This window comes from bacterium (genome assembly GCA_030690305.1).
Taxonomy (GTDB): Bacteria; Patescibacteriota; Minisyncoccia; order Phycocordibacterales; family JAGLPS01; genus JBBUCK01.
Map to the genome: position 1 here is coordinate 1 of JAUYHB010000019.1, position 17,029 is coordinate 17,029.

Annotated in this window: 20 protein-coding genes; all 20 read right to left on the reverse strand. The window is 71.3% G+C overall.

The genetic code is table 11. The features are described from left to right. Window positions 1-165: 165 nt before the first annotated feature. The gene (locus tag Q8O71_01605; protein ID MDP2705076.1) at window positions 166-570 is read right to left on the reverse strand and encodes a hypothetical protein; all 405 of its coding nucleotides are present in this window, start codon (window positions 568-570) and stop codon (window positions 166-168) included. Next, the gene (locus tag Q8O71_01610) at window positions 560-1,306 is read right to left on the reverse strand and encodes a hypothetical protein (protein ID MDP2705077.1); all 747 of its coding nucleotides are present in this window, start codon (window positions 1,304-1,306) and stop codon (window positions 560-562) included. The genes Q8O71_01605 and Q8O71_01610 overlap by 11 nt, the downstream gene beginning before the upstream one ends. Then, complete coding sequence (locus tag Q8O71_01615) at window positions 1,306-2,034, reverse strand: hypothetical protein (GenBank protein ID MDP2705078.1); 729 nt, start codon at window positions 2,032-2,034, stop codon at window positions 1,306-1,308. Before Q8O71_01615 ends, Q8O71_01610 begins: the two co-directional genes overlap by 1 nt. Further along, window positions 2,031-2,267, reverse strand: coding sequence for a hypothetical protein (locus Q8O71_01620; protein ID MDP2705079.1), 237 nt, complete (start codon window positions 2,265-2,267; stop codon window positions 2,031-2,033). Before Q8O71_01620 ends, Q8O71_01615 begins: the two co-directional genes overlap by 4 nt. Next, a complete protein-coding gene (locus tag Q8O71_01625; GenBank protein MDP2705080.1) occupies window positions 2,264-3,421 on the reverse strand; it encodes a DegT/DnrJ/EryC1/StrS family aminotransferase in 1,158 nt (385 codons plus the stop codon). The genes Q8O71_01620 and Q8O71_01625 overlap by 4 nt, the downstream gene beginning before the upstream one ends. Then, complete coding sequence (locus tag Q8O71_01630) at window positions 3,414-4,319, reverse strand: Gfo/Idh/MocA family oxidoreductase (GenBank protein ID MDP2705081.1); 906 nt, start codon at window positions 4,317-4,319, stop codon at window positions 3,414-3,416. Before Q8O71_01630 ends, Q8O71_01625 begins: the two co-directional genes overlap by 8 nt. Beyond that, a complete protein-coding gene (locus Q8O71_01635) occupies window positions 4,307-5,707 on the reverse strand; it encodes an NDP-hexose 2,3-dehydratase family protein (protein ID MDP2705082.1) in 1,401 nt (466 codons plus the stop codon). The genes Q8O71_01630 and Q8O71_01635 overlap by 13 nt, the downstream gene beginning before the upstream one ends. Further along, window positions 5,707-6,627 carry a hypothetical protein gene (locus Q8O71_01640; protein ID MDP2705083.1) on the reverse strand — a complete coding sequence of 307 codons (921 nt, stop codon included), beginning with the start codon at window positions 6,625-6,627 and terminating at the stop codon, window positions 5,707-5,709. Before Q8O71_01640 ends, Q8O71_01635 begins: the two co-directional genes overlap by 1 nt. Window positions 6,628-6,656: 29 nt before the next feature. Continuing rightward, a complete protein-coding gene (locus tag Q8O71_01645) occupies window positions 6,657-7,460 on the reverse strand; it encodes a hypothetical protein (protein ID MDP2705084.1) in 804 nt (267 codons plus the stop codon). Continuing rightward, the gene (locus Q8O71_01650) at window positions 7,457-8,332 is read right to left on the reverse strand and encodes a hypothetical protein (protein MDP2705085.1); all 876 of its coding nucleotides are present in this window, start codon (window positions 8,330-8,332) and stop codon (window positions 7,457-7,459) included. Before Q8O71_01650 ends, Q8O71_01645 begins: the two co-directional genes overlap by 4 nt. Beyond that, window positions 8,329-8,949, reverse strand: coding sequence for a hypothetical protein (locus tag Q8O71_01655; GenBank protein ID MDP2705086.1), 621 nt, complete (start codon window positions 8,947-8,949; stop codon window positions 8,329-8,331). Before Q8O71_01655 ends, Q8O71_01650 begins: the two co-directional genes overlap by 4 nt. Next, the gene (locus tag Q8O71_01660; protein MDP2705087.1) at window positions 8,939-10,201 is read right to left on the reverse strand and encodes a DegT/DnrJ/EryC1/StrS family aminotransferase; all 1,263 of its coding nucleotides are present in this window, start codon (window positions 10,199-10,201) and stop codon (window positions 8,939-8,941) included. Before Q8O71_01660 ends, Q8O71_01655 begins: the two co-directional genes overlap by 11 nt. Further along, a complete protein-coding gene (locus Q8O71_01665; protein MDP2705088.1) occupies window positions 10,198-10,782 on the reverse strand; it encodes a class I SAM-dependent methyltransferase in 585 nt (194 codons plus the stop codon). Before Q8O71_01665 ends, Q8O71_01660 begins: the two co-directional genes overlap by 4 nt. Before the next feature lie 26 nt (window positions 10,783-10,808). Next, entirely contained in the window at window positions 10,809-11,723 is a 915-nt protein-coding gene (locus tag Q8O71_01670; protein MDP2705089.1) for an NAD-dependent epimerase/dehydratase family protein, read from the reverse strand. A gap of 169 nt (window positions 11,724-11,892) precedes the next feature. Beyond that, complete coding sequence (locus Q8O71_01675) at window positions 11,893-12,129, reverse strand: hypothetical protein (protein ID MDP2705090.1); 237 nt, start codon at window positions 12,127-12,129, stop codon at window positions 11,893-11,895. Between the two features lie 11 nt (window positions 12,130-12,140). After that, complete coding sequence (locus Q8O71_01680) at window positions 12,141-12,803, reverse strand: class I SAM-dependent methyltransferase (GenBank protein MDP2705091.1); 663 nt, start codon at window positions 12,801-12,803, stop codon at window positions 12,141-12,143. Continuing rightward, window positions 12,800-13,903, reverse strand: coding sequence for a glycosyltransferase (locus Q8O71_01685; protein ID MDP2705092.1), 1,104 nt, complete (start codon window positions 13,901-13,903; stop codon window positions 12,800-12,802). Before Q8O71_01685 ends, Q8O71_01680 begins: the two co-directional genes overlap by 4 nt. Further along, window positions 13,894-14,592: a hypothetical protein gene (locus Q8O71_01690; GenBank protein MDP2705093.1), complete on the reverse strand. Its 699-nt coding sequence runs from the start codon at window positions 14,590-14,592 to the stop codon at window positions 13,894-13,896. The genes Q8O71_01685 and Q8O71_01690 overlap by 10 nt, the downstream gene beginning before the upstream one ends. A 4-nt stretch (window positions 14,593-14,596) precedes the next feature. Further along, entirely contained in the window at window positions 14,597-15,868 is a 1,272-nt protein-coding gene (locus tag Q8O71_01695; protein MDP2705094.1) for a hypothetical protein, read from the reverse strand. Further along, window positions 15,861-16,658, reverse strand: a complete 798-nt coding sequence (locus Q8O71_01700) for a glycosyltransferase (protein MDP2705095.1) — start codon at window positions 16,656-16,658, stop codon at window positions 15,861-15,863. Before Q8O71_01700 ends, Q8O71_01695 begins: the two co-directional genes overlap by 8 nt. Between the last annotated feature and the right edge of the window lie 371 nt (window positions 16,659-17,029).

A 17,029-nucleotide genomic window follows, 5' to 3' on the forward strand; every position in this document is an offset into this window, starting at 1 on the left:
GCTCCGCCACCGCGCCGCGCCGCGCGACGTGCAGCGGATGCCGCGGCGCGCAGTCCCCGCAGTACCGCGCGCTGCCGCGACACGACGCGAGCCCCTGGATCGTCGCGCCGCAGTCGTCGCACCGCAGCAGCGGCACGCGGCTCGGGGGGATCGTCGCGTCGGGCATCAGCGCCCCGTCACGCGCGCCCACGCGCGCCGCCACCACGGCCACCGGCGCGCGATCGGCGCCATCGGCGCCCCCTCGCCCACCGGCATCGTCGAGCGCTCGACCACCTGGAGCGTCACGCCGATCATCGACGGGTAGCGCCGCGCGGCCTCCACGAGCGCGAACGACAGCACCTCGTGCGCGTACTGCGGGCCGGCATCGTAGTACCCGACCTGCGCGAGCCGGTCGCCCCCGTCGAGCACGAGGCACGCCACCGCGCGCTTCTCCGCCGCGAGCTGGTCCGCCACGGATCGCATCTCGCGGCAGGCGGCCTGTGTGGCCTCGGCCGCCCGGCGCCCCAGCGCCGCGCACGACTCGTCGCTGTGCTCGCGCACGAGCGTGACCTCGCCAGTCTCATCGGGCATCGCCGGTATCCTCCTCGTCCCGCCACCCGTCCACTGCGGCCGCCGTGGACCGCGCATAGCCGAGGTGGATCGCCTGGAGCCTCACCAACACCGCCACCGCGCGGCCATGCTTCTCTAGCCATCCGCAGAGCGTCGAGTCATACCCGCCCACGTAGCGCGCGTCCATGGGTGGCAGCGCGTCTACGTCGCTCGGGATCGCGCCTCGCCGCACCACGCGCAGCCCGCCGACGCTGGACACCGACCACCGATGCCCGTCCGGGGCCGCCTCGCGCGCCGCTACCTCGGGGAGCCCGCCGGGCGTCGGGATCGGCACCACCATCGCGAGGCGCGGATCGGCGAGCAGTTGCGCGGCCGCGTAGTCCGTCCAGTCGCGGGGATTCGGGCGCCCTGCGTCGGTGACCGTGTAGCCTGGCACCAGCACGAGGTCGTCGTCGGTGAGCACGTAGGGGTCTGTCTCGGCCCACGCGGCGGCCCAGGCATGGCGCGCGCGCTGCGATCCCTCGCGCGCCTGGGCGTGCACCACCGCGCCCACGGCATGCAACCGCTCGCCGAGCCCGAGCACGTGCGCGGCCTGCCAGAACGGCCCCGCCGGTGGGCCGAGGTCGTGGATCATCACGCGCGCGACGTGCCCCGCCTCGGCCTCCTGGCACCACCAGTCTAGCGTCGAGATGGCGCAGCCCACGCGGAAACGCGACCGCGCGCCGAGCGTCACGCAGACATCGAGCGCCGCCGGCATCAATCGCATCCGCTCTCGGCGTGCGTGTCGCGCGGGAACGCGGCCGGCACCGCCAGGTCCGGCCACACCGTCGAGTAGGCGCCGCCAGGGAAGTGCGCCACGCGGAGCGACCGCGGCGCCACACTCGTGTAGTAGCCGACCTGGTGGCCGGCCGCGCGGATGGCCGTCGCGAGCACGCGGTCATACGCGCGCGGCGCCGACGGGTCCGGTGGCGGGTAGTCGATGGCGGCGGCCGTGCGCCACACGCGCAGCCCGCCGCCGGCACCACCCTCGGCGACCGGCGCGGATTCCATGGAGGATGGCGCGTCCTCGATGGTGTGCGGCAGCGTGCACGACGAGAGCAGCGCCGTCACCATCGCGTAGTGCGGGTCGCGCTCGGCGAGCGCCACGGCCATGGCCACCGAGAACTCGGGGCGCGGCATGATGTCGTCGTCGGTAGCGACGTAGTAGGGCGCGCCGAGGTCGCGGGCGTACCGCTGCGACTCGATGTGGCGCCGCCGTTGCGAGTCGTCGGGCGGGAGTCGCACGATATCGAGCGCCGGGTGGGCGCCGTACCCCCACGTGCGCAGCGTCGTCCAGAGCCGCACATCCGCCCCGGCGTCGAGCACGATGATCTGGCTGGCCTCGCGGTGACGCAGCCAGAACGTAATGACGGCCGCCGCGACGAGGCCGCGAATGCTGTCCTGCCCGTCGGGCGAGCCGGTCGTGATGAAGACGGGCCAGGTCACGCGCGCCCCAGTCCGAGCCATGCGCGTGCTGCCGCTTCGGCCGATGCGGCGTCCTTGGACTGCCCCTCCGCAAGCAGCCGGTCGTGGCTGTTTACGAGCATCCATCGGCCGCTCGGGTAGACGAAGGCCGCCACGCCGTAGTCGGGCGTCTCGAAAAGCAGAATGCGACGGACGCCGGCCGGCGGACTACACGCGCCATCTCCGTGGCCGATGTCCTGGGGCCGAACGGTCATGCGAGCGCCTCCTCGGTGGCCGCCACGAGCGCGGCCACCACCTCGTCGACCTGCCACTCCGTCATCCCGACCCACAGTGGGAGCGACACCATCGAGTCCGCGAGCCGCTCCGCAACGGGACACTGGCCCGCGCGGTACCCGAATCGCCACGGCGGCATCTGGGGGGGCAGGTGCGCGTAGGCGACGGCCGAGCCGATGCCGCGGGATGAGAGCCCGGCGCGCACGAGGCTGCGCTGGCGCGCGCCAGTGGCGCGCCGGTAGGTCGCGTCGTTCCAGCGCACGACGTAGTGATACCAGGCCGGCACCTCGTCGCGATGGGGTGTGGGTAGTGCCCACCAGCGCTCCGCGCACGCCTCGCGCAGCGCCATGCCGTAGAGCGTCGCCAGGCGCCGACGCGCGAATAGCCGCTCCGCGTGCTTCGCGATCCGTACACGCAGCCACGCCGCGTGCACCTCGTCGAGCCGGCTGTTGCCGCCGACCTGGTGCGACCAATGCGCGTGCCAGGGGTCGTACCCATACTGGCGTAGGCGCCGGATTTCGGCCGCTACGGCGCGATCACTCGTCGCTACGGCGCCGCCGTCCCCGAGTCCCCCGAGCGGCTTGGTGGGGTAGAAGCTGAGCGCGGCGGCCGTCCCACCAGCGCCGGCCTCGATGCCATCATGCCGCGCCCCAAGCGCCTGCGCGCAGTCCTCGACAATCGGCGTCCCGGGCGTTACGAGCGGCAGCGGACGCGCGTAGCGGCCATGAAGATGTACGTAGATGAGCGCCGCGAAATCGTCTGGCACCGAATCCGTTGCGGCCTCGTCCAGGCACGCATCCTCAATGGACACATCCGCGTACACCGGCACCGCGCCCGCCGCCACGACAGCAGCCACCGTGGGCACCGCCGTGAGCGCCGGCACCACGACATGATCGCCAGGCCGCACGCCCACGGCGCGCAACGCGAGCGTGAGCGCGTCCGTGCCGTTGGCGACACCGACTGCCTCGTCCACACCGAGAGACGTGGCCAGCTCGTATTCAAACGCGTCGACCTCGGGGCCGAGAATCCACTGGCCGCTCGCTGCCACCGCGTCGAGCGCGGCATGCACGGCTTCGCGGTCCTCGGCCCATTCGTGGGCGCCGGACCAGAACGGGATGCGCAAGAGGCTACCCATGCACCACCTCCACGGCCGCGCGCAGCGCGTCCATGCCCACGGCCTGGCGCACCGCGGCCGCCCGATGCTGGGCGCGCCGCGCCGTCGCGTCCGGGGCGCACGCCGCGAGCGCCACGCCAGCCACCGCCGCGTACCCCGAATGGTCCGGTACGGTGCACGCGGGCGCCACCTCGACGCGGTGCGTCTCCCGTCCGTCCTCGTCCGCCATCGTCGCCACGAGCCGATTGCGGTACGGCTCCCCCTCGCGCCAGCCCATCGTGGCCGTGAGCCGCACGCTCGTGCCGACCAGCGCGCGGACTTCGGTCCACGACTCTACGGCGTCGTCGCCGATCCGCCGCGCCGTCCCCTCGAATCGCCCGCCGGGCCAGGCGCCAAGCGCCGCCGCAGCCGACACGATGTACGGCCCGAGGTCGTTGAGTGCGCCGCCGCCCAGCGCGGGGTCCCACCGGAAGTTGTCGCGCGGCAGCGCCGCGAACGTGAACCGCAGCGCCGCGCCCACCGGGCGCTCGGCGAATGTCGCGGCCACCGCGGGATGGTGGAGCCACGGCAGCGACTCCAAGAGCAGGAGGTCTTTGCGCTCCGCCATCGCGGCGAGCACGCCCACCTCGTCGGCGCTCAGGGCCACCGGCTTCTCGACGATGACGTGCCAGCCGCGCTCGAGCGCGAGCCGCGCGGTCGCGCAATGCGCCGCGTTATGGTTCGCCACCCACGCGAGGCGCGGAATCGTTTCGTCGGCCACCGGTTCGAGCGCGGATTCGTACGATCGGAACCACGAGAGATCGCAGTCCATCGGCCTGCGACTGGCGACGATCACCATCGCGCCCGCCTCGCGCAACGCCGGCAGGATCTTTCGGCGTGTCACCGATCCGCCCCCGAGCACGGCGACTACCACAGACATGCCGTCATCCCCCGTAGCTCGATCGACACCGTCCACCCGTGCGCGATGAACGCGCGAAGCTGCGCCAGCGTCGTCCATTGGTGCGTCGGCGCCAACGCCGTGGCATCGTCCGACGGCAACTCGACGATCGACCAATCGTTCTGTTCGCCGAATCGCCCGCCCTCTTCCGCGTGGCGCGCGTGGTAGCGCGTCGTCGATTGAAGAAACATCGTCGCCGGCAGACCCAACAACGGCCAGACGTCCCAGGCCATGGGATCGTCGAGACGCTTGAACGTTGAGAACGTCGGCGCCAGTTCCACGCCCGTCGCGCATCCCGGCGCGAATCGCGCGCGCACGGCCGCGTGCAGCACGCCGCCACGCGATTGCACGAGCAGCACGTGCCGACGACCCGAACTCGTGACGAGCGGCTGATTCCACGCCGGCACTTCGCGCGTCGGGGCGTCCACGTGGACGCCGACCACGCGCCACCCGTCGGGCTCGAACCCGCACAACGCGCCGTTGTTGACGCCCCATCCTGCCAACTCACACAGCGGCATGAGGCGCGCCGCGTGCACCGCGCGCGCCTGATGGCCGGCAAGCCATCGATGCAGCGCCCGCGTCGCGACCTCGGCCTCCGACTCAAGCGCCGTGGCCGAGCGATAACACGCCGATCGCCACGCGTCGAGATCGCGCGCGAACCCGGCGCGACCCACCGTCGGCAGGCACGCGAGCACGGAGCGCGCGTCCATGTGCACGACGTAGTCGCGGCGCAGCAGCGCCTGCAGGTCGCCAAGCGTCAGCCATTCGTAATCCGGCCCCTCAGGCACGGCGTCGTCGTCCGCGCACCAGCGCACGACGTTGCGGTTGACCTTCTGCCAGAATCGATCGGGGTGCTCCGTCGCGCACACGTCCACGACGACGCGCGGATCGCCCGGCGGGAACGCGTCGGCGCACGCCACGGCGCGGCCGCCATGGACGCGCGCGATATTGCTCGCGGTCGCCTGCACCGTCGTCGACACCTGCGCCGCACCGCCCGGGTTGCCGGGCTCCGTCTTGGCTTGACACAAGAACTGCAGCACGCCGTCGCGCACGCGCGCCAGCCACCCGAGCAGTCCGACCTCGGGCTGTACGAGCATGGGACTCGCGCCTGCCACGCCGTCGCTGGGGTCCGTCCATCGGCACCCGGTCACGCGAAAGAATCGCCCGGTGTCGTGACCGAAGTCGCCCGTCGCCGGATCGAAACGCCACCGCATCAGCGAGTGCAAGGACCGCCGCTGCACGCGCAACGCATGCGCCGCCGTACGATCGCGCAGCCACTCCGTCAACGCGGCCAAGCGCGCCGGCGACGGCGTCGCCACACGACTGTCGTCGCACGCCGCCGCGAACGCGTCATCGAGGTCGCGGCCCATCACGCCTCCACCGCCAGGCGCTCGCGCACGACCTGCGTCGTCAGCGCGGGCCACAGATTCGGGTCCAGCCATCGCTCCCAGCACTGCCGCGCGTGACGCCCGGCGGCCGCCACATCGTGCGTCGCCAGCCATTCGGCGCAGTAGTCGCCCGTGCGGTCCACGTGTTCCGTTGGCACGAACACGCACACGTCGGCCCACGGCAGCCGATCCGCGAACGGCAACACGTAGTCGTGACCGATCCACACGGGGACGCGACCCGCGGCCATCGTTTCGCCGATTCGGTAGCGCATGACCCCGACGATGCTCTGCGGCGCGAGCGACAGCGACGCGCCGAACACGGCGTCGCGATACTCCTGCTCGCGGCGTTCGTTCTCCGCGAGGTCCCCCTTGAGGTGGCCGTCTGGCGTCAGCGGCTCGCCGGGCCGATGATTGCCGGCACGCCGATGCCGGTCGCCGTGGAACTCGTCGCGCAACGTGTAGTGTGCGCGCGCCCCGAACGTGCGGCCGATCGACCAGCACGCGCGCGGCGTCACGTCTAGCGGCGTCCGCCACCCGACGAAGGCGACGTCCCACCGATCGGCCTGCGCCGGATACTGCGCGGCCCATCGCCCGAGGTCTGGCGCCGGCCATGGAAACGCGACCGCCGTCGGGTACTGCGCGAGCTGCGCGCGTGTCAGCCCACATCGGAGATAGATCGCGCCCGGCTGCGGCGGCATCGGCACGGCGTCACTCACGTCGAAACACACCACGCGCTGCGGCCGCGCGCGCACCTCGCGCTCCGACCAGAACGACTCCCAGCGGCGTCGGTCCTGGGCGAGCGCCGAGAGCATCGTCGGGCACACGAGCACGTCGGCCGACGCCGCATCGTCCACGAGCACGACGTCGTCGCCTGCGAGGCGCAGGCCGCCCTCGGGATACACCGTCGTCGGGTAGCGGTAGACCGTGAGGCTCACGCGGGGCTCCCCGGCGCGCGCGTCATGGCCGCGAGGTTCCACGGCGCGTCGGCGTGCAAGAGGATCTTGCCGATCCAGTCGCCCAGCGCCGTGCGCGACGCCGGCGACGACGCCAGCGCCTTGGCGTTGGCCGTCAAACACCGTCCGCCCAGCGGTCCCGCCGTCGGCGTCAGCACCGCGCGCTCGAGTCCATCTGGCGCGTAGACCGTGTTGTACGCGCGCGTCCACTCGCGGTAGACGAGCTGGAAGTCGAGCCCAAGATCCCGACACGCGTCGTGGACGGCGCGCATGAACAGCACGTCGATCCCGAGCCGGAGCGTCGAGCAGTGCTTCGCCAGTTCGGTCACGGCGTGCGGCCCCGGCCACGGCATCGCGGGAATCGCCGCGCGTCGCAGTTGCAAGATGGCCGCCGCCACCGCCGCCGGCGGTCCGCTGACCGGCATCGCCCATCGCAACAGGTACTCCGAGAGCATCGGGTGCCGCCCTTCGATCGGTGCATGCACGAGGTTCGCGTGGCCGAGCGCCGCACAGGTCCCCGGCGTCGTTGACGCATGCACGATGACCAGCGCGTCCGGACGGCACAACCGCACGACCTCCGGCACGGCCGAGGCCGGCGTGCAGACGTGCACCACGCCGTACGACGCGAATACCGCGTGGCTGCCCTTCGGCGGATCGTGCGCGCCGCACTCGGTCCCCATGCGCGCGTAGCACGCCAGGATGGCCGCGCCGGTCTCGCCGCAGCCGGCAACGAGCGGACGCAACAAATGAGGATCGACGATGGTTTCGGTGGCGTCGCTCATGCGTGCAACTCCTTGGCCGCCGCCAAGACGGCCGCTTCGTACGGCGCCGCCACGCGCTCGAGGAACGCCGGCGGCATCGGATAGCCCGTGCGCTTCACGACCGTCCCGTCGCGTGAAAATTTGAATTCGTGGGCTTGGAAAAGCCACGCAGCCCCCAGGTCCAGCGTCGAATCATCGGCATTCCACGAGGCCACGAACCCCGGGCGCTGAATCTCGTGGACCTTGGCGATCCGGTGCAGCGCGTGCAGCGGCGGCTGATCGCCCGCCAGTCCACTCGGAATGTCCAGGTAGGCGTCGCCGTCGTCGTGCAACGCGCAGCGCGCGCGCACCATCGCGGCCCACCACGCGGCGGCCGCCTGGCCGCGCGGCGTTGCCCGAAAAGCGTTGAAGCCAACCCACCAATGCGCGCGATTCTTCATCGACGCACGATGCGGCGGGAACCGATGCGTCAGCATCGCCACGTCGGCATCGTCGGGGACCTCGCGCAACGACGGCATCGGGTCGCCCAGGCACCAGTTGTCGGAGTCGAGATACACCACCCAATCGCTCGGCGCCGCGCTCCCGGCGACAAACGCCGTCACCTGGCTCGCCCACGTCCAGTAGTACGCGCCGCCCGTTCGGTTGTTCAGCGCGTGCCGGAGCCCCGGCGTGGCGGTCAGCACGGCGTCACCAGGCACCACGCGCAGCACGTCTCGATGCCCGTGCGCCACGAGTCGCTCTCGCGCTGCATTCGCCAACGCTGCCGTCTCGTCGTCCAGCGTGACCCACCAATGAACCCATTGGTCGTCGGTCGCGTGCGCGAGCAACGAGTGGTGCAGCGCGAGATTCATCGCGGCGTAGTTCGCGTCGCAGGCGGACGCGAAAATAATCATGCGCCCTCCGTCGGAATCGGCAAGCCGAGTTCGGTCAGCACGCGACGACCGTCGTCGGTCCACTGGCCGCGCTTCAGCATCTCGACGATGGAATACGGACGGTTCTCGCGCGTAACCGCGCAATGCAAACCGACCGGATCGCGCACTGGCGACAACTCAAAGCTCCAGGGATCGCCGACACCGGCCGCCTGCATTGTCAGATAGGTCGGCCGCCAGAATGCCGGATAGAGCGACTTTGCGTAGGGCGCGGCAATGGCGTGTGTGCCGGCGTGGCCGTGCGCGAATGGCGTCGTGCACTCCGGCGTTGGGCAGATGCGGTAGTACGCCGCGCCTATCGCCTCCATCTCGTCACGGCATCGCACGACCTCGGCGGTATCAGTGGGGGCGCACGCCACCATGTCATTCATGGTTACGAGGACGACACGCGCGTCGACCTGACTCATGGCCTCAACAACGAAATCGCCCCAGGCGCGTCCGCGAATCGTGTCCTCGATCCAATGGACCGGCCACGGGCAATCAGGCCAATGCCGGGCGTGCAACCATACCCACGGATTCCGCGTGCGCGGATGATTGCCCCAGGCGCAGCTCAACACCACTATGGCGGTATCAGACCCCATGCGCGAGTACCTCCTCGATGCGGCACAATTCGCTCTCCGTCGCATCCGGCAGGATGCCCACGTAGCACCCGCAGTCGTGGATCACGTCGGCCCCCGGCAGCGCCCCCCGCGTCACGCGGTCGCGGAACTGTCCGTACGCGAGCGCCGGCTGGCGTGCGAGATTGCCGGCGACGATGGCCCGCGTCTCAATGCCCTGCGCCTCCAGGCGGTCCACGAGCGCGCTCCGCGCGGCCTCGGACTCGCAGAGGATTGGGACCGCGAACCAGCTCGGCGTCGCGCCGACGAGCGGCTGCGGCACGCGGCAGCCCGGCGCGTCGGCGAGCGCCGCGAGCATCCGCGCCGCCACGCGCGCCCGCGCCTCCCGGATGGCCGGCCACCGTTCGAGTTGCCGGAGCCCCACGGCCGCCTGTGATTCGGTGGGCCGGAAGTTCCCGCCCCAGGTCACGAACGTGTAGCGCGGGTCGCCGCGCCAGTCCGCCAACTCGTCGGCCCACGGCGTCACGTCGTCGCAGTTGCGCGTCCACCCGTGGGCGCGCGCGGCACGAACGAACGGGAGGTCGGCCTGGTCGTTGATCCCGGTGACGCCGCCCTCGCCTGTCGAACAATGGTGCGCCACGAAGAGCGAGTGCGTGCCGGCGAGGCCGAACGTGCCGACCGGCTGGCCCTGCCACGCGGCGCCGAGCGCCTCGCAGCAGTCCTCCACCAGTGCGATAGAGAGATGCTCAGTCGCCGCGCGGGTGGCGGTCATGTCCCACGGGAGACCCAAGAGGTGCGTGACGAAGAGACCGATCGGAACGCGCCGCGCGCGCTCTTCTTCCTCGGCGGCATCGAGGATGGCGTTCGGATGCGCGGTCAGCGTGATGGGGTCCACGTCGACGAGCCGCACGGTCAGCCCCGCCATGAGGCAGGCCCACACCTGCGTGGGCCACGTCACGGCCGGTACCAGCACGGTGCCGGGGATGTTCGCCATCGACTCGCGCAACAGCAGCGCCGCGAGCAAGTCGGCACTCGACCCGCTGTTGCACAGGGCGGCCGAGTCATAACCGAACGCGCGGGCGAACGTCGCCTCGAAATCCTTAGTGCGTTCCCACATCGTCGTCTGCGCCTCGATCCACGGGAGCAACGCCGCCTCGCATTCGTCGACGGTCCACGCGGGGCGCGCCAGGGGCCAGAAGTACCTCGCCTTCTCGATAGGCGCGGCACGGCGCAACGCGATCAACCGCGCGATCTCGGCGCGGAGCGCGTCGCTCACGGTGTGCTCCGCAGTAGATAGGTTTCACTCACGCGCGAGAGACGCAGATGGACCCACCCGGGCCGCTCGCGTGCCATCTCATCACACGCCCGTAACACCGCCGAGACATAGGCGTCATCGACGACGATTAGCCCGTCGCACGCCGGCATCAGTCCTGCTAGTTGCGCGCGCACGTCCTCATGCTCTTTCGTGGCGTCCGCAAATCCGAAGCATAGTCGCCGACCCGCGATAGCCTGCGTGACGGCGACGGAATCATTGCCGTCGATTTGATGCCATTCGATTTCCGGCCATGGCGTGATCGCCGCTTGGAACCCCGCGCGTACCTCCTCTGCGAGCCTATAGGGGGTACCGGCAGGGAAGGGGTCGATGGCGATCACGCGACGTCCATAGCGCCTGGCCAGCGTCGCCAGTCGGATCGTGAAGCCGCCAGAGTAACAGCCGATCTCGCAGAAATCACCTGGAACCGATATCGCCTCCCGCTCCGCCAGCGTCGCCAGTCGATCATGTTTGTAGATCCCTCCGTGATTGCCGATCGGCTCCGACGCTGGCGATCGTGGTTCACGTGCGAACAGCTCAATCATGCATCGGGCGGTCTCAATCACTCTGTTCATTGCGTCGGCCACGCGGCGATCGTCGCGCGCAGGCCGTCCTCCAGGCTCGTCGTTGCGCGCCACCCGAGCCAGTCGGCGGCGCGCCGAGAATCGAGCGCGCGGCGTCGCTGGCCGTCCGGCTTGTGCGCGTCCCACTCGATGGCGCCCTCGTAGCCAACGAGGCGCGCCACCGTCTCCGCGATCTCGCGGATGCTCGTCTCTCGGCCAGAGCCAAGGTTGATGGGGCCTTCGGGTGCGTCCGGCGCCGTCGCCGCCGCGACGATGGCGCGCGCGCAATCGTCCACGTAGAGGAAGTCGCGCGTCGGCGTCCCGGTGCCCCAGCACGTCGCCGTCGGCGCGCCGTCGCGCCGCGCGCGGAGGAACCGGTCGATCATCGCCGGGATGACGTGCCAGCGGTTGCGGTCCCCATGCGTACCGGGGCCGTAGAGGTTGGTGGGAATCAGCGCCACGCCGTCGAGTCCATGCTCCTGCCGGTAGGCGTGCACCAACTCCACGAGCACGCGCTTGGCGATGCCGTAGGCGGCGTTGCTGGGCTCCGGGCGGCCGTCCCACAGCGCCCCCTCTGGCGTCGGTACCGGCGCGTCGGCGGGGTAGGCGCAGGCGGACGAGACGACGATGAGGCGGATGGGGTAGCTGACGCTCGCGGCACAGACCGCCAGCGCCATCGCGAGGTTGTCATGGAGCAGCGTCGCGGGGTGCGCGGCGTTGAACGCGATGCCTCCGACCGTGGCGGCGAGGTGGACGACCGCGTCGGGGCGCTCCGTCGCGATCCACGCGTAGACGGCATTGGCGTCTCGACAATCAAGCGCGGTGCGCGACATCGGCCAGACGACCATGTGCTCGGCCCGTTGGAGTTGCGCCGCGACGGCGCGGCCGAGCATCCCAGACCCGCCGGTGACACACACCCTCATGGCCGGCGCCCCTTCGGGCGGTCCCACGTCGTGCGCTTACAGTCCGGGCAGATGCGCGGGCGCGCACGCTTGCGCGGGGTCCAGGCGTGCCCGCATCGCAGGCACCGGCAGCGCGGGAGGTCGTCCGCCACGGCTGTCTACGTATACGTAGGCGCGCGTCGCCGCGCCACTACTTTTTGTGCCCCGCGTGGTCCGGGTTCTCCCAGCACGCGCACGTCCGGTCGCACTCGCATCGGAGCGGGTCCGTCGGATCGCAGCAGCGCGAGGCGTAGCCCTTGCAGCCACGCTCCCCGAGGAACAGATTGGGCAGCCCATCGCCGCCGTGGCCGCGGCCCTCGGTGACGCACACCTTGGCCGCGCAACCGCTCATCACGAGGACCACGAGCAGGATCACGAGCGCACGCATAGGTGCCTCCTTCAACGCTTCTCGGCCAGCACCGACTCCCACATGGGGTCCGCGTCCGGCTCGCTCCAGCACTCGACCTGCACGACGCGGAACGGCGCCAGCAGCGCCTCCCACTCGGCGCGCGCCACGTACCGCTCATGGATCGTTGTGGGCGCCGCACGATCGTAGAACTCGCTGTCGTGGAGCGCGGACGGGAGACCCGCGGGGCGCACCGGCACGCGGTGGAACGCGAGCCATCGGCGCGACACTCGCACGGCCTCCGCGATGGCCTGCGCCCACCCGTCGGCGTCGAGCAGGTGGAGCAGCGCCGCGCCGTTCCACACGCAGTCCATAGAGGCATCCGCATAGGCGCCGAGGTCGCGCTGGTCCGACTGGCGAAACGCGATGCCTGGATAACGTAGGTGCGCCTGCGCCACCATGCCGGGCGCGTAGTCGCAGCCGTAGTACGTCGTGCGCGGGTGAACGGCGTGCACGATCTCGCGGTAGTAGGCTGCGCCACACCCGACCTCTAGCAGTGTCACGGGCGACGGCGCCATCGCGCCAAGCAGCGCGCGCGCCGCATCGAATGGGCCGTGCGGGCCGCCCGCGCGCCAGTCCACGAGTTCGCGGTCGGCCAGCCGCGCCTGCGCGGCGGGCACCTCGGGATGCTGCCAGCCTTCGGCGGCGCGCGTCACGCGAGCGCCTCCAGCAAGTCCAACAGGATGGCGCAGCGGTGCCGGTAGGTGTGGGAGGCGAGCGTCCGCCGCTGCCCCGCCGCCGCGATGGCCTGTGCGCGGTCGTCGTGGTCGAGGAGCCACCGCACGTTGAGCGCCGCCTCGCGCGGGTTGCCGAACGGGACGCATTCCTCCCACGGCGTGTAGAGCGCCGCGAGATTCGCGCTCGTCTCGGTCACGAGCACCGCGCCCATGCCGGGCGCCTCAAACGTGCGCATGTTGCACGTGTACCACTTGCGGCCGGTCCCGTCGCCGCGTGGCGCCGTGTGCACTTCGCCGTGGCGGTTAAGCGCCACTTTCGACGCACCGAGCACGCCGAAATAGTCGTCGCCCCACGCCTCGCCTTGCCAGGAGTTGACGAGCGGCAGCGGGATCTTGTCCGGCCCCTGGTAGCCCCACCAGCGGAACTCGGGGACCTGCTCGGCCACCGCGCACACGGCGTGCTGCCCGGCCTGCCAGTGGCGCGCGATGCCGAGCCCACCGACGAACGTGGCGGGGAAGGTGCGCGCGGCCCACGGGCGCGCGGCGCCGGCCATGAACGCATCGGACTCCGTGCCGCTCCCGTCCACCGCCAAGCCGAGTCGGCGCGGGTCGAATGCGAGTGGCAGGTACTCGACTCTCAACCCTCTCTCTTTCATGGCGCGCGCGTAGTGGGGGAACGCCGTCACCACGAGGTCGTAGGCGCGGAGCTGGTCGTCGCTCGGCGCCTCGCTCGACACCATCGCGACGACGGCCTTGGCGCCGCGCGACCGGAAGCCCTGGACGTCGCCGGCATCGACGCTCGTGGGGACGCGCATGACGACGATGGCGTCGGCACAGACTGCGTCCCATGCGTGGTCCCGCTCCATCGCGGCCGTGAGCGCTGGCACGCCGAGCAGGATTTCCTCGGACTCCGCGCCGTGGTACCGGCAGGCCGCAGCGTAGGAATCCCAGCAGCCGAATCTCGCGTCGAGGAGCCGGTCGCGCTGCGCATGCCACGGCTGGTCCGCGAGGTCCGCCGTGGCGCCGTAGACCTGGCGCGCGACCTGTGGGTACAGGGAGTCCAGGAAGGCTACGCGCATGCCGCCGCCCCATCACGCACCGACTCGACCACGCGCGCCACGTCCCCACGCGAGAGCCCCGGCCGGCAGGGGATCATCACGCCCTCGCCCTTGGCCGCGACGCACTCAATCCCACGCGCCGCACAGGCCGCGATCACCGCTGGCCGCGCGGCGGCCGAGACACAGAGCCACCCCCCGCCGTGATTGGCCCACCGCGCGCCCGGGAACGCCTCGACCAACGCGCGCGCCGCCGCCCAATGCGCCTGCATGCGCCCGCGCGCGCTTGGGAGCACGGCGCCCACGGCGGACGTGGCTGTGGCGCCAGCCGCCCATCCGAGCGTCGCCACCACCTCGGCCACGCGCGCGCTGATCGCCGCGTCGCGCGAGCCGACGAACCCGAGCGGGCCGCACGGCCACACGGCGGTGCCGTCGGCGAGGTCCCAGGCGAACGTCGTTCCCGTGCGCGGCGGGGACCAGAGCGCCTGGTCGCACCAGGCCACGAGGACGCCCGCGCGCCGGCACGCCTCGCGCGCGAGGTAGCCGGAGGTCACGAACACGCCGCCCGCGAGCCCGAGGAGATGCGCCAACCGGTCGGCGATTGGTTGCGCGTCATGGGTCACGCTCGACTCCAGCACGTCGCGCCATGCGCGCCACACGTCGCCCCACCGCGCGCGGAGCCCGTCGTGCCAGGGATCGCGGAGGCGGAGCACGGCGCTATTCGATGATGCGCGCCGTGAGCGCGCCGTCCCATCGGACGATGGTGTTCCAGTGCTCGTGATGCCGGCTGAACCACCGCCGTAGGATCATGGCATCCGGCCCGATGAGCGGCCCCATGCGGAGGATACGGTGCATCGCGCCGGCCACATCGCGATCGGCCAGCGGCGCGAAGTAAGAATTCGGGCGCTGGAACACGAGCCCCGAGCCATCGCGCTCCGGCCACACCCACCACTCGTGCCCCGCGTAGGCCGTGTGGTCGAACCCTGCCCCCTCGAATCCGAAGAGGCACTCCTTGAACGGCGATGGGCACTCGATCACGCCGCGCTTCGCGATGCGGTTGATCTCGGCGATGGCCGCGAGCGGCTCGGCCACGTGTTCGATGATGTGGGACGCGACGAGGTAGTCAATCGACTGCGTCGCGATCTCGGGGTAGCCCGCGCAGAGGTCGCCTTGGTGGAAAGTCGAGTCGCGCGGTCGGTCGTCGAGCCCTCGGTCGATCACGTCCATGATCACGTTCGCCCGCGGCCAGAACGTGCGCGAGCCCGGGCCGATCTCGGCGCACACCCACTCGTCGGGAATCGTGGTGTCTGCCAGGAGACGCTGCCACGGCGTCGGGTCCGTCTCGCTCCAGAGCGGCTTGCGCCACCGGAGGCAGAACGCCGGGTACCAGCGCCCCGCGAGCGGCGGCTCTTCAGCCACGAACTCGAACCCATACTCCTCGACGAGTGCGCGCAGTTGCGCTCGCGCGTAGCCCGCGAAGTGGTCGCCGCCATCGCCGCCCCGCGGCCCCTGCACGTGCCGGCGCATGAGCGCCAACTCTGTGGCGTTCGCGCCGTCGCGCGCCGCCGACTCGATGCGATCCAGCGCCGCCGCCATGTCCGGCACGTCGAGGCGCAGCACGCCGCCGGGCTTGAGCACGTAGTCGACGTTGAGCACAAACTTGCGCAGCTCTCCCATCGACCAATGCTCGGCCACCTGGCGCGCCAACACCTCATCGACTTGGTGCACGCCGAACGGGAGTCCGTGCAGCGCATCCGCGAAGTCGTCGACGACGGTGTCGGTGAGCGCCAGCGGCCCGCGCGACACCTCTTCGCGCGTCGTGGGGATGCGCGCGTAGTAGGCGTCGCCGTCGTCGGTGATCCACCGCTCCATGAGGTCGGGGCGCGCCGAGGCGAGGTGGCGATTGGGGGCGGGAAGATCGACGTTCCGATAGCCCCGCAAGTAGATTTTGCCGCACCCCACATGCACGCGCAGCGGCTCGCTACCCACAGATCACCTGCGCTTCCGTCGAATGCCCGCGCGCGGTGACCCCGTAGCGCGCGGCGTACTGTTCGACGGGCTGTTGTACGAGGTCGTAGGCCGGCATCGCCGCCTGGGACGCCCGCAACTCCGATACGCGCGGCTCCCGCTCGGCCCACACGGAGCGCCAGGTCGCGTAGATGCGGTCGTAGTCGGCGACCGTCTGCGCGCGCGCCTCGTCCTCGCGGTAGTGGTGCACCACGCGCGCGCGCGGCGCCACGACGAGCGGGCGCCCCGCCGCCTGAAACCGCATGGACAGCGCGTTGTCACAGCCATACATGCGCACGCGCGGATCGAATCCGCCCACGGCCTCGAAGTCCACGCGGCGGAACAATCCGAAGTTGGCGTAGAGCAGTCCCGCCGGAAACTCATTGACGTGCCAGCCATAGGGCGGGTGCGGCGTCAGGTACGGAAGCACGGCCATACCGGCGCGAGGCGTCGCGCGCAGCGCCGCGATGGCTTCGGCGTCCCACGCGGGTTCAACCTCGCAGTCGTCGTTGAGCCAGACGATCCATTCCTCGTCGCCCATCGCGGCGAGCGCGTTGTAGCCGGCGCTCACGCCTTGGCGCGGCCACTCGCGGCGCACGGTCACGCGCGGGTGCACGCACCAGTCGGGGACCGGCACCTCGGGCGGCTCCAAGAACCCGACGTAGAGGTGCCAGTCCGTGCGGCTCTGCGCGAGCAGCGAGCGGAGGAGGCGCGCGCCCTCGGCTTCGCGCGAGGCGCCGTGCCCGACGAGGATGGCGAGGCGGTCGCTCATGGACGCGTCTACGTATACGTAGCGGCGCTCGATCGCGCCACCACTATTTTTCTGCGATCGGGTGGACGCGCGCCCCGTGCTTGGCGGCGGCCGCCGCGTGCGCGCGACAGCCGCGCCACGCGAGCGTCGTGCTCGTGCGCACGGGGAACGAGACGCCTTGGTCGTCGCGCTGCCAGCGCACCGAGACCACCTCGTGCTGCACGACGCGCCGCGCGGGGCGCGTGCATTGCCGGTAGCGCCGGCCTCGGATCTTCTGACACTGGCTCACGCGGCCCCCCCACTCCCGTTCTTCGCGCATGCGCGCAGCAGCGCGTCGCGTTCGGCGTCGGAGAGTAGCGCGACTTCCTGCGCCGTCAACCCCCCGACGCCGG

Bases quoted from the DNA above. Each gene is read 5' to 3' on its own strand.
- Q8O71_01605 (MDP2705076.1), bottom strand. From the start codon at position 570: ATGCCCGATGAGACTGGCGAGGTCACGCTCGTGCGCGAGCACAGCGAC.
- Q8O71_01610 (MDP2705077.1), bottom strand. From the start codon at position 1,306: ATGCCGGCGGCGCTCGATGTCTGCGTGACGCTCGGCGCGCGGTCGCGT.
- Q8O71_01620 (MDP2705079.1), bottom strand. From the start codon at position 2,267: ATGACCGTTCGGCCCCAGGACATCGGCCACGGAGATGGCGCGTGTAGT.
- Q8O71_01625 (MDP2705080.1), bottom strand. From the start codon at position 3,421: ATGGGTAGCCTCTTGCGCATCCCGTTCTGGTCCGGCGCCCACGAATGG.
- Q8O71_01630 (MDP2705081.1), bottom strand. From the start codon at position 4,319: ATGTCTGTGGTAGTCGCCGTGCTCGGGGGCGGATCGGTGACACGCCGA.
- Q8O71_01635 (MDP2705082.1), bottom strand. From the start codon at position 5,707: ATGGGCCGCGACCTCGATGACGCGTTCGCGGCGGCGTGCGACGACAGT.
- Q8O71_01645 (MDP2705084.1), bottom strand. From the start codon at position 7,460: ATGAGCGACGCCACCGAAACCATCGTCGATCCTCATTTGTTGCGTCCG.
- Q8O71_01650 (MDP2705085.1), bottom strand. From the start codon at position 8,332: ATGATTATTTTCGCGTCCGCCTGCGACGCGAACTACGCCGCGATGAAT.
- Q8O71_01655 (MDP2705086.1), bottom strand. From the start codon at position 8,949: ATGGGGTCTGATACCGCCATAGTGGTGTTGAGCTGCGCCTGGGGCAAT.
- Q8O71_01665 (MDP2705088.1), bottom strand. From the start codon at position 10,782: ATGATTGAGCTGTTCGCACGTGAACCACGATCGCCAGCGTCGGAGCCG.
- Q8O71_01670 (MDP2705089.1), bottom strand. From the start codon at position 11,723: ATGAGGGTGTGTGTCACCGGCGGGTCTGGGATGCTCGGCCGCGCCGTC.
- Q8O71_01675 (MDP2705090.1), bottom strand. From the start codon at position 12,129: ATGCGTGCGCTCGTGATCCTGCTCGTGGTCCTCGTGATGAGCGGTTGC.
- Q8O71_01685 (MDP2705092.1), bottom strand. From the start codon at position 13,903: ATGCGCGTAGCCTTCCTGGACTCCCTGTACCCACAGGTCGCGCGCCAG.
- Q8O71_01700 (MDP2705095.1), bottom strand. From the start codon at position 16,658: ATGAGCGACCGCCTCGCCATCCTCGTCGGGCACGGCGCCTCGCGCGAA.